General features: G+C 42.6%; 9 protein-coding genes and 1 tRNA gene. 8 read left to right on the plus strand and 2 right to left on the minus strand.

Annotated features, from left to right (window positions below; translation table 11 throughout):
• Positions 1-34: 34 nt before the first annotated feature.
• From guaA to rimI, 4 genes are all read left to right on the plus strand, one after another.
• A complete protein-coding gene (gene guaA / locus WA256_RS00310; RefSeq protein ID WP_335988162.1) occupies positions 35-1612 on the plus strand; it encodes a glutamine-hydrolyzing GMP synthase in 1578 nt (525 codons plus the stop codon).
• A 146-nt stretch (positions 1613-1758) separates the two neighbouring features.
• Positions 1759-1835: transfer RNA gene (locus tag WA256_RS00315), tRNA-Trp, on the plus strand.
• Positions 1836-1903: 68 nt separating this feature from the next.
• Positions 1904-2206, plus strand: coding sequence for a hypothetical protein (locus tag WA256_RS00320; RefSeq protein WP_335988164.1), 303 nt, complete (start codon positions 1904-1906; stop codon positions 2204-2206).
• Positions 2193-2639 (plus strand): ribosomal protein S18-alanine N-acetyltransferase, encoded by a 447-nt coding sequence (gene rimI / locus WA256_RS00325; protein ID WP_335988166.1) that lies wholly within the window; start codon positions 2193-2195, stop codon positions 2637-2639. The genes WA256_RS00320 and rimI overlap by 14 nt, the downstream gene beginning before the upstream one ends.
• Here rimI and WA256_RS00330 read toward each other — a convergent pair.
• Positions 2636-5290 carry a hybrid sensor histidine kinase/response regulator gene (locus WA256_RS00330; protein ID WP_055020975.1) on the minus strand — a complete coding sequence of 885 codons (2655 nt, stop codon included), beginning with the start codon at positions 5288-5290 and terminating at the stop codon, positions 2636-2638. The two genes, rimI and WA256_RS00330, sit on opposite strands and share 4 nt — an antisense overlap.
• Before the next feature lie 251 nt (positions 5291-5541).
• Here WA256_RS00330 and prfC point away from each other — a divergent pair, with 251 nt between their 5' ends.
• The 4 genes from prfC to WA256_RS00350 all read left to right on the plus strand — a co-directional run bounded on the left by prfC (position 5542) and on the right by WA256_RS00350 (position 11019).
• Complete coding sequence (prfC, locus tag WA256_RS00335) at positions 5542-7125, plus strand: peptide chain release factor 3 (RefSeq protein ID WP_054551232.1); 1584 nt, start codon at positions 5542-5544, stop codon at positions 7123-7125.
• Between the two features lie 61 nt (positions 7126-7186).
• A complete protein-coding gene (argS, locus tag WA256_RS00340) occupies positions 7187-8929 on the plus strand; it encodes an arginine--tRNA ligase (RefSeq protein WP_130166547.1) in 1743 nt (580 codons plus the stop codon).
• Between the two features lie 677 nt (positions 8930-9606).
• A complete protein-coding gene (gene pdxH, locus WA256_RS00345; RefSeq protein ID WP_055020972.1) occupies positions 9607-10245 on the plus strand; it encodes a pyridoxamine 5'-phosphate oxidase in 639 nt (212 codons plus the stop codon).
• Positions 10246-11019: a TatD family hydrolase gene (locus WA256_RS00350; RefSeq protein WP_269408873.1), complete on the plus strand. Its 774-nt coding sequence runs from the start codon at positions 10246-10248 to the stop codon at positions 11017-11019.
• Here the strand turns inward: WA256_RS00350 and WA256_RS00355 are convergent.
• The gene (locus WA256_RS00355) at positions 10986-11606 is read right to left on the minus strand and encodes an AhpA/YtjB family protein (protein WP_054560826.1); all 621 of its coding nucleotides are present in this window, start codon (positions 11604-11606) and stop codon (positions 10986-10988) included. The genes WA256_RS00350 and WA256_RS00355 overlap by 34 nt on opposite strands.
• Positions 11607-11622: the final 16 nt, after the last annotated feature.

The following is an 11622-nucleotide window of genomic DNA, read 5'->3' on the forward strand; positions in this document are numbered from 1 at the left end:
TTGGGAGAGCAGTTCCTGACTAACGAGATACTCCATGAGCAAAGACATTCACGATTCACGAATTCTCATTTTAGATTTTGGTTCGCAATACACACAGTTAATCGCACGTCGTATACGTGAGATTGGTGTTTACTGTGAGCTATGGGCATGGGATGTAACTGAAGAGCAAATCCGCGAATTTAATCCACAAGGTATTATTTTGTCGGGTGGCCCTGAGTCTACAACACTTGAAAACAGCCCACGTGCTCCTGAGTATGTATTTAACGCAGGCGTGCCAGTACTTGGTATCTGTTACGGCATGCAAACAATGGCAATGCAACTAGGTGGTAGCGTACACAGCTCTGATAAGAAAGAGTTTGGTTATGCGCAAGTTGAAAAAGTAGGTAACTGTGCGTTATTCGATGCTATCGAAGACCACATTACTGACGGCGGTGCAGGCGTACTAGACGTTTGGATGAGCCACGGCGATAAAGTGATGGAAGTACCAGAGACTTTCAAAACAACTGCTAAAACTTCAACATGTCCACATGCAGCAATGTCTTGGGAAGAAAAACGTTTTTACGGCGTACAGTTCCACCCAGAAGTAACTCATACTCACCAAGGTTTACGTTTACTTGAGCGCTTCGCGATTGATATCTGTGGCTGTGAAAAGCTATGGACACCAGCTAAAATCATCGACGATGCGATTGAGCGTATTAAGGAAACTGTAGGTGATGACGAAGTTATCTTAGGCTTATCAGGTGGTGTTGATTCATCTGTTGTTGCTATGCTTATTCACCGTGCAATCGGCGACAAGCTAACGTGTGTATTCGTTGATAACGGTCTTCTTCGTTTAAACGAAGGTCAGCAAGTTATGGACATGTTCGGCAACAAGTTTGGCCTAAACATTGTTAAAGTAGATGCTGAAGATCAATTCTTAGCAGACTTAGCAGGTAAGTCAGACCCAGAAGAAAAGCGTAAAGCGATTGGTCATACCTTCATTAAAGTTTTTGACGAGCAAGCTAAAAAGCTGAAAAGTGCTAAATGGTTAGGTCAAGGTACTATCTATCCAGACGTAATCGAATCTGCTGCATCAGCAACAGGTAAAGCACACGTAATCAAGTCTCACCACAACGTAGGTGGTTTACCAGACGATATGGAAATGGGCCTTGTTGAGCCGTTACGTGAGCTATTCAAAGATGAAGTACGTAAAATTGGTCTTGAGCTTGGCCTACCTTACGACATGCTTTACCGTCACCCATTCCCGGGTCCTGGTTTAGGTGTTCGTGTACTTGGTGAAATCAAGAAAGAGTACTGTGATTTACTACGTCGTGCAGATGCTATCTTCATTGAAGAACTACACAAAGCAGAGCTTTACCACAAAGTAAGTCAAGCCTTCACTGTATTCTTACCAGTAAAATCGGTAGGTGTAATGGGTGATGCGCGTAAATACGACTGGGTTGTATCGCTACGTTGTGTAGAAACAATCGACTTTATGACGGCACGTTGGTCACATTTACCTTATGAGTTCTTAGGTGTGGTTTCTAACCGTATCATCAACGAAATCGATGGTATCTCTCGTGTTGTTTACGATATTTCAGGTAAGCCACCGGCAACAATCGAGTGGGAATAATTTTATTATTCTGACCTGAATTGGTACAAAAACGGCGAATTAGCTTGCTAATTCGCCGTTTTGTTTATTTAAGAAGCAGTTAAACTAAAAACTGTGTTTTTTTACTTTACCTTTGAAAAAAGCTCTATATAATTCGTCGTCATTGCAGGGGCGTAGTTCCAATTGGTAGAACAGCGGTCTCCAAAACCGACGGTTGGGAGTTCGAATCTCTCCGCCCCTGCCATTTCTTCCTTCTTTACTTTAATCGCAAATCTCCCTATATTACTTGCTCTTAATCATGATTGAGTTGTTATGAATCCAAGTTACGCTGCGATATTCTCTATACAATCTTTAGAGTTGAATCAACACTATCGAACTGCGCCTGATACTTCTGGCGAACAAATGCCAAACACTCAACAAGAAACACTGACGTTACCGTTACAGTTTCACCAAGACCTCGAAAAGGCATTTGCGCCGTTAGTAATTACCCAAATCGTTAAAACAGCAAGTATTAGCTGGCAAGAGGGCTGCTTAGGCTTACCAAGCGATAAGCTCAATGGCGAACAGAAAAAACAACTTTGGTCTTTAATCGGTGAACAACTTGATAAGCTTTAAACCTGTCGATGCAACCTATATTAGCCAGTTAATGGCTATCGAAAACGCCTGCCATAGTCACCCGTGGACAGAGAAAACCATGCTGTCGTGTTTAGCTGGGCGTTATTTTAACCTGGCCGCTTTTCAAGGTGATGAGATGCTAGGTTTTTATATTGGTGAACAAGCAGGCCCAGATTACACTTTAATGGATATTTGTGTTGCGCCGAAGTACCAAGGGCAGGGCATTGCTAAGCAGTTGTTAAATGCATTTATTGAGCACGGCGAGCAGCAGCAAGCTGAAAACCTATTCTTAGAAGTGCGTGAGTCGAATGCTCCTGCTATTGGCCTGTACGAAAGCGCTGGGTTTTCACATATGTCGGTGCGCAAGAACTACTATCCAACCGCGACAGGCAACGAAGACGCTATTTTAATGGGGATGAGCTTTAGCCTTTAAGATGCTTCTTCAAGGGCATTGATAAGTGCATCGTAGCATTGCTCCACCTGTTCAGTTTGATTACTGCGTAGCGCATTTTCAAGCTGACCTGCGGTCTTATGAATTGCTTCAAAACTAAAACACCCCGCACTGCCTTTTAAGCTGTGTGCTAATGAACGTAGCGCTTCCCATTCTTTAGCGCGATACAACTGTACGACTTGGCTTAAATAATCAGGAAGTTTTGAGCGATAGTTGTCGTTAATTTGTTGGAACTTTTCACTTTTCAGTAAGTTTTCCCACTTGTTTTGACTGTCTTTTTCAATGTGTAAGTAGCTTACAAGCACTTGCTCTAGAGCATCTTTGTCGATTGGTTTGGCGAGTGCTTCATCACAGCCCGCTTCAATGTAGGTGTCAACATCGGTTTTCATTACATTGGCCGTAAGCGCAATAATAGGGCCATCATAGGCTGCGTGACGTAGCATTTGCGTTGCTTCTAAGCCACCCATAACTGGCATCTGCATATCCATGATGATCAGCTGATAATCATTAACTAATGCCATTTCTACTGCTTCAGCACCGTTTTTCGCGATGTCAGGCTCAAGCCCCCAAGTTTGTAACAGCAGTTTGATCAGCAACTGGTTATCTGGGTTATCTTCGGCCACTAGTATATTGGCATCAAAACTGTTTGCTGCAAATGAAAGCTGAACGTCTTTACTTGGCGATAGTTGCTCATAGCTATGAATAAAGGCCTCGTACTTAAGCTGTTCGGCATTTAAGTGAGCAGCAACTTGTACGGTAAAACAACTGCCGTTTCCAGGTTCACTAATCAGTTGTACATCACCACCCAATAACTGGGCTAAGTTCTTCGATATACACAAGCCAAGACCCGTACCACCAAAGCGGCGAGTTGTCGTCGCATCGGCTTGTTCAAACGGTTTAAATACCCTCTCGACTTCGCGCTCAGACATACCGATACCGGTATCTTGAATCGCAAATTGTAAATGCTGTTTTTCGCTGTTGTAGCTAATATCAATCGAGATACTGCCTTTCTCAGTGAACTTGACTGCATTGCTGGCAATATTGATCAAGATTTGTTTTAAACGTGTGGTATCGCTATTAATAGTTTTGGGTATTGGTAGCTTGTAGTTGATATTAAACGCCAGTTGCTTCTCATTAGCCAGTGGTCGAATAATCGAATCAATATCATGAATAAGCTGCACTACATTACATGGCCCGCGCTCAACGGCGAGTTTTTCAGCTTCAATTTTTGATAAATCAAGAATGTTATTGATGAGCTCAAGCAAGTGCTTAGAGTTACGTAAAATAGTGCTTAAATGCTGCTCATCATTCACCGCATCTTTGTTGTGCAGAAGTTGCTCTGTGAAGCCCATAATTGCGGTAAGTGGAGTACGAATTTCATGACTCATATTCGCTAAAAAGCGGCTTTTCAGTTGGTTTGCTTGCTCAGCTTGCGCAATGGCTACTTCTAGCTTGCTATTCATCGCTTCGAGGGCTTTAGTACGGCTCTCTACTTTTTCTTCTAGGTGATGTTTATATTCTTCAAGCTCATCTTGGTAATGACGAATTTGGTTCACCATGTGATTAAAGTCATTAAAAAGCACACCTACTTCATCGTTTGTATGGGCGGGCAAATACACCGATAAATCACCATCACCAACTCGATGACTTGCAGCCCCTAATAATTCGACAGGGGTAAGTAGTAAGTTGCGCACCACAATGTAGATCAAAATAGGCAGTGAAATCACTGAAATAATAACAATTAATGCAGTAATTAAACTGATGGCTTTACCAGACTGATATAGCAAATCTTTGGGAGTGGTAGAGATAAAATAATCACCGTCGGTCATTTGTACCGCGTAGATGATGCGCTCTTCTTTATCGATACTCGACAGCTCAATACTGGCTAGTTTGCCGTAATCGGCCAAACTCTTAATTTGTTCAAGCTCGTATTCACTTAGGTAACTGCCGCGTAGGTCATAGTCTGAGCTAAATAAAATTTGACCTTTAGTGGTCAAAAACAAATTTAGAGTGTTATTAAATGGCGCTTCTAAAATACTGGCATTTAATATCGACGGTTCAACATGAACAACAATAAACCCAAGTTGCTGCGGCTGTTTTAAGTAGTAATCGATATTATAAATGGGGTGCACAAAGTACAGGCTAGTTGAGCCATCTTCTTTGGAGATCATAAATTGCTGTTGGCGCAAATTTGATTGCAGTACTTGATCAAAAAATGGGTAACTTTTCGGCGCAGGGGTTAATTGGCTTGAATAAAATGCATCGCTTTTACCATCTGGGGCAACATAGTTAATACTTACAATGTCAGGGTAAGCTTCTGAATAACTTGCAAATACATTCATTAACTCGCCAAGGCGTTCAATGTATTGGTTTTTTGATTCAGGTTCGCGGGCTAAAAAGTCTGCCAAAACTGGGGAGGTCGAAAGCAACCGGGTAATTGAGTGAAATGAGTCAATGTAATTGAAGATTTTTTGCTGCTGTTGCTCAACAAAGCGACTGACAATCAGCTCAGCTTGTTTTTTTGTTGAATTGGTCACATTGGTTAACGTAAAGCCACCTAAAAACAACAAAGGTAAGATCACTAATGGTGTGATATACCATAATAATCGAATACTGAGCTTACTGGTTTTCATGACCTAAATTGATATCCCTCCGTGCAATTTATCAATAGTATGCGTTACAACTTGATTACACAAGCTTAGCAAAAAAGTGAACAACGAAAATCCTCAACGAAAGGTGAATAATTACTTACAATCGCTGCTTTTTTGGCTAAGACAAACAAGGTATAATGCTTAGCAATTCTATTTTATTTTTACAGTGCGCACCGAGCTTTATAATTTATAAGGCAGTTAAGTGCGCTTTGTTATGACTAAAAGCAGCTTACATGTCTAATTTAACTACCGAAATTAATAAACGACGCACCTTTGCGATCATCTCGCACCCGGATGCGGGTAAAACCACTATTACAGAAAAAGTTCTGTTATTCGGACAAGCGATTCAAAAAGCGGGTACCGTAAAGGGTCGTGGCTCAAACCAGCACGCAAAATCAGACTGGATGGAAATGGAAAAAGAACGTGGTATCTCGGTAACCACGTCTGTTATGCAATTTCCTTACAATGAGCGTCTAGTTAACTTACTTGATACTCCGGGACACGAAGACTTCTCTGAAGATACTTATCGTACACTGACTGCGGTTGACTCATGCCTAATGGTCATCGACGCAGCGAAAGGTGTTGAGGATCGTACTCGTAAATTAATGGAAGTAACACGCTTACGTACCACACCTATCGTAACTTTCATGAATAAGTGTGACCGTGATATTCGTGATCCAATGGAGTTATTAGACGAAGTTGAAACTGAGCTAAACATTGCCTGTGCGCCGGTAACTTGGCCGATTGGTTGTGGTAAAGAGTTTAAAGGTGTGTACCACATCCACCGTGAAGAAACGATTTTGTATAGCACAGGTCAAGGCCACACAATTCAAGAAGTTCGCGTTATTAAAGGTTTAGATAACCCTGAGCTTGATACTGCGATTGGTAGCGAACTTGCTGAGCAGCTTCGTGAAGAGCTAGAGCTGGTAATTGGTGCATCGCACGAGTTTGATTTAGATCTGTTCTTAGCTGGCGAATTATCACCAGTCTACTTTGGTACAGCACTTGGTAACTTTGGTGTGGACCATGTTCTTGATGGCTTAACTGAGTGGGCTCCTGCGCCATTACCACGTGAAACAGAAGACCGCCAAGTTGCGGCAACTGAAGATAACTTCTCTGGTTTCGTATTTAAAATCCAAGCGAACATGGACCCTAAACACCGTGACCGTATCGCCTTTATGCGTATTGTATCTGGCAAATATAGCCAAGGTATGAAGATGAACCATGTGCGTATTGGTAAGCAAGTCAGTATTTCTGATGCGGTAACCTTCATGGCCGGTGACCGTGAGCGAGCGCAAGATGCTTACGCAGGTGACATCATTGGTTTACACAACCACGGTACAATTCAAATTGGTGATACCTTCACGCAAGGTGAAAAAATGAAGTTTGGTGGTATTCCTAACTTCGCGCCAGAATTATTCCGTCGTATTCGCTTAAAAGATCCATTAAAACAAAAGCAATTATTAAAAGGCTTAGTTCAGCTATCTGAAGAAGGTGCTGTACAAGTATTTAGACCGCTTATCAATAACGACCTTATCGTAGGTGCGGTCGGTGTACTACAGTTTGATGTGGTTGTTGCGCGCTTAAAAGCAGAATACAACGTTGATGCGATATACGAAGGTGTGAGTGTTAACACTGCACGTTGGGTAAGCTCAGACGATACCAAAAAGCTTGAAGAGTTTAAGCGTAAGTGCGAAAGCAACTTAGCGCTTGATGGTGGCGATAACCTTACTTATATCGCGCCAAGCCGTGTAAACCTAAACTTGTCGATGGAACGCTATCCAGATATCAAGTTTAACCACACGCGCGAAAACTAATACGCTAAGTCTGCTTCAAATTTAAGTGCCCGTACAGCGGGCCATAAAGGTAAAAATTACAATGAATATTCGTACTCTTTTAATCGACAAAGCAATTGCTGCTATGGTTGCAGCCGGGTTACCTGAAGACACTAATCCAGCGGTAACACAAAGCACACGTCCACAGTTTGGTGATTACCAAATCAATGGCGCAATGGGCGCGGCTAAAAAATTAAAATCAAACCCACGTGAACTTGCACAAAAAATTATTGATAACCTAGACCTTGCAGATATCGCAGAAAAAACAGAAATCGCGGGCCCAGGTTTTATCAACATTCACTTAAAGCCTGAGTTTTTATCAGCTAGCTTAAAAGCGGCAAACGAAGACGAAAAGCTAGCAGTTGCGCCACATGCAACAGCACAAAAAGTAGTTGTTGATTACTCATCACCTAACCTTGCTAAAGAAATGCACGTAGGTCATTTACGTTCAACCATCATTGGTGATGCAGTTGTTCGTGCTCTTGAGTTCCGTGGTGATGAAGTTGTTCGTCAAAACCACATGGGTGACTGGGGTACTCAGTTTGGTATGTTAATCGCGCACTTAGAAGATCAAATCAACCAAGGCGTAGACTTAGAGTCTGTAGCGCTGGCCGATCTTGAAACCTTCTACCGTGATGCGAAAAAACGCTTTGATGATGAAGAAGGGTTTGCCGACAAAGCCCGTAATTACGTTGTTAAATTACAAGGCGGCGACGCACACTGCGAAAAGTTGTGGAAGTTATTCATTGCCACTTCTGTAAAGCACTCTGAAGAAGTTTATAAGCGTCTAAACGTAACACTTACGCAAGATGACATCATGGCCGAAAGTGCTTACAACAGCGAACTTGCAAACATCATCGCACTATTAAAAGACAAAAACATTGCCGTTGAGTCTGACGGTGCGCAAGTGGTGTTCTTAGACGAGCTTGCTAACAAAGACGGCGAGCCTTCAGTGTTTATAGTACAGAAATCAGGTGGTGGTTTCTTATACGCGACGACTGACTTAGCTGCTTGTGATTACCGCTCAAATAAACTGGGTGCTGATCGCATCTTAATCTTTGTAGATGCACGTCAAAGCTTACACTTCAATCAAGTTGAGCTAACAGCACGTAAAGCAGGTTTATTACGTGATGAAACAAGTTATGAGTTCTGCCCATTCGGCACCATGATGGGTGAAGACGGTAAGCCATTCAAAACACGTACAGGCGGTACCGTTAAGCTTGCTGATTTACTGGAAGAGTCAATCACTCGTGCCGCAGCTAAGCTTGCAGAGCGTGAGTCAGATTTAAGCGACGAAGAGCGTAGTGAAATTGCCCGTAAAGTAGGTATTGGCGCAGTAAAATATGCGGATCTTTCTAAGCACCGTACTAGCGACTATATCTTCAACTGGGACACTATGCTGAGCTTTGAAGGTGCGACAGCGCCTTACTTACAATATGCATATACTCGTGTTCGCAGTATTTTCCGTAAATCAGGTATCGATGCAGCTTCATTAACAGCTGACGTTGCAATCAACGAGCCACAAGAAAAAGCGCTGGCGCTTAAACTGCTTCAGTTAGAAGAAGTACTTGATCTAATGATCAGCGAAGCGACACCGCACGTATTATGTGGATACCTATACGAACTAGCAAGCCTATACATGACGTTCTACGAAGCATGCCCAGTTCTAAAAGAAGGCGTAGAGCCAAGTGTTCGTGACAGCCGTTTAGTACTGTGTAATTTAGTTGCTAAGACGTTGAAGTCAGGATTGGATCTTTTAGGTATCGAAGTAATGGAGCAAATGTAATCACCGTCGTATTTTAACCTAATACTGCGTTGTCAAACCGACTGACCCTAATCACATACAAAACACGTATGCTCATAGGGATAAGTCGGTTTTCCGCCTTGTCTTAGGCTAAACTACTTAGGTGAATTCTGCTTCGTGTAGTTCGCTTTAGCTGCGTTAATGAGTTTATTTAGCCTAAGTCACATACAAAACACGTATGCTCCTTGGCATTAATAAACTCATTGCCTTGCTAGCACTCCTACACTTGCAGAACGTTTAAGAGCTCATAGCATCGTAGGTTGGGCAGAGCGTAGCGAAACCCAACATAAATCGAAGGCCCTAGACTCTAGGCGCTAGGAGAGTAGCTTGTAGAACCTAGAACCTAGTTTCGTAGGTTGGGTAGAGCGCAGCGAAACCCAACATAAATCGAAGGCACTAGACTCTAGGCGCGAGGGGAGTAGCTTGTAGAACCTAGAACCTAGAACCTAGAACCTAGAGCCTAGAGCCTAGAACCTAGAACCTAGAACCTAGTTTCGTAGGTTGGGTAGAGCGCAGCGAAACCCAACAAAATTGACAGCTCAATAACCTTGATTAATCTTTAGCTGATAGCTGATAGCTGATAGCTGATAGCTGATAGCTGATAGCTGATAGCTGATAGCTGATAGCTGATAGCTGATTGTAGCGATAGAGGGAATTTTATGAAACTTGAAGATATTCGCCGTGAATATTTACAGGATGGTTTATCTGAAGATATGCTTGATGCGTCTCCAATCAAGCAGTTTGAAAAATGGCTTGAGCAAGCTGTTGCCACTAATTTGCCTGATCCTACGGCGATGGTCGTCGCAACGGTTGATGAACATGGTCAGCCTTCACAGCGTATTGTGCTGTTAAAGCATCTTGATGAAAATGGCTTTGTGTTTTTTACCAATACCGGCTCGCGCAAAGCGCAGGAGCTTAAAGGTAATAACAAAATTTCTCTGCACTTTCCGTGGCACCATATGGAGCGACAAGTCATTGTCTATGGTGAAGCTAAACCCTTACCAACAACTGCTGTGGCTAAGTACTTTTTATCACGTCCTAAAGAAAGTCAGTTAGCTGCATGGGCATCTCAGCAAAGTCGTCCAGTGTCATCACGTAAGGTATTAATGGAAACATTTGCGAAAATGAAGCAAAAGTTTTCTGAGGGTGAAATTCCATTGCCTGATTTTTGGGGAGGCTACTGTGTTGAGCCTACTAAAATCGAATTTTGGCAAGGTGGGGCACACCGCTTACACGACCGCTTTATGTACCAACGCCAAGCCGACGGTAGTTGGCAGTTTGGTCGTTTAAATCCGTAAATGCGTTTTATCGATTCCCACTGCCACCTTGATTTTGGCGAATTTGATGAGACTCGCACAGAGCTCATCAAGGCATGCAAGCAAGTAGGGATCGAGCATTTTATTGTGCCGGGTGTGAGCTTGGCACAATCTACAAAACTATTCTCTTTTGCTAAATCAGAGCCAAGTATTTCAGTTGCTTTAGGCTTACATCCTTATTTTTTATCTGATCACCAAACTCATCACCTCGCTGAACTAGAGCAATTAGCGAAAACCCATACTGGGCAGTTTATTGCCATCGGTGAGTGCGGACTTGATCGCAGTATCGACAACCTCGATAAACAAACGCAGCTTTTTGAAGGGCAGATAGAGCTTGCCAACCAACTCGCTTTACCACTGATTGTACATCACAGACAAAGCCATGACTTAATTGCTCGCTCATTTAAGCGCTGCAAGCCAAAGTATGGAGGTGTTATTCATGCCTTTTCAGGTTCAGAGCAACAAGCTCATAGTTATATTAAACAAGGGTTTAAGCTTGGTGTTGGTGGCGTGATTAGTTACCCGCGCGCTGCTAAAACTCGTAAAGTTATAAGTACAATTGAACCCCAGTTTTTAGTGCTTGAAACCGACTCGCCATCAATGCCGCTAGCTGGTTTTCAAGGGCAGATTAATACACCACTTAAGGTGCGCGATGTGTTTGCTCATCTATGTGAGCTTAAAAGCGTTACAGGCGATACAAAGCAGAAATTGGCTGCTGAACTTTATGATTCTTGCTCTGCACTTTTTTTGATGTAACGGTTGATTTGCCAGTGTTTTAAGCCGCGGCCTAACTGCCAAGTGAAAATACAGGTGATCACTAACATTAATAACACTTGGCGACCTAAATCATGAAAACTACTGTGGCTGGTTGCAATAGAAGCCTGCGTTAAATAGGTAATCGACACAAAGCCAATTGGCCTTTCATCATCACTTATCACCGGCTCTACAAATGGGGTTTTAAGCTTGCTGATACCCGGCGTTGAATCAGGTAATAAACCAAAAGTGTGGTGACTTTGCCAATTATCGCTGGCCGCAATTTGAATACCTTGTTGATCGTAAATCGTTGCCGCTAAAACATACTCATCTTCAGCAATATGATTACACAAAGCATTTAACTCTGGTTTGTTTTTTTCTTGCAGTGGGGTTTTTGCATTTAGTGCCATAAACTTGGTTAAGCTTATCGCGGTGCTGTCAGCACTATCATAAAGTAATTGGTGGCTTTGAAAGCTACTATTCATGGCAACCCAACTTAACAGCACAAAACAGGCTGCAGCCAAGCTCAAGCGCACAACACGTTGGCGATAAGTGGCTGAAAAGGGAATTTTAAGTTGGTTATTTTTCATAGTCACCGTATACGTT

It is taken from the genome of Pseudoalteromonas sp. CH_XMU1449-3 (genome assembly GCF_037027245.1).
GTDB lineage: Bacteria > Pseudomonadota > Gammaproteobacteria > Enterobacterales > Alteromonadaceae > Pseudoalteromonas > Pseudoalteromonas shioyasakiensis.

What these genes read in the sequence shown, in the direction of transcription:
- WA256_RS00355 (WP_054560826.1), bottom strand. Translation starts at nt 11,606, where the DNA reads ATGAAAAATAACCAACTTAAAATTCCCTTTTCAGCCACTTATCGCCAA.
- WA256_RS00320 (WP_335988164.1), top strand. Translation starts at nt 1,904, where the DNA reads ATGAATCCAAGTTACGCTGCGATATTCTCTATACAATCTTTAGAGTTG.
- pdxH (WP_055020972.1), top strand. Translation starts at nt 9,607, where the DNA reads ATGAAACTTGAAGATATTCGCCGTGAATATTTACAGGATGGTTTATCT.
- WA256_RS00350 (WP_269408873.1), top strand. Translation starts at nt 10,246, where the DNA reads ATGCGTTTTATCGATTCCCACTGCCACCTTGATTTTGGCGAATTTGAT.
- WA256_RS00330 (WP_055020975.1), bottom strand. Translation starts at nt 5,290, where the DNA reads ATGAAAACCAGTAAGCTCAGTATTCGATTATTATGGTATATCACACCA.
- guaA (WP_335988162.1), top strand. Translation starts at nt 35, where the DNA reads ATGAGCAAAGACATTCACGATTCACGAATTCTCATTTTAGATTTTGGT.
- prfC (WP_054551232.1), top strand. Translation starts at nt 5,542, where the DNA reads ATGTCTAATTTAACTACCGAAATTAATAAACGACGCACCTTTGCGATC.
- argS (WP_130166547.1), top strand. Translation starts at nt 7,187, where the DNA reads ATGAATATTCGTACTCTTTTAATCGACAAAGCAATTGCTGCTATGGTT.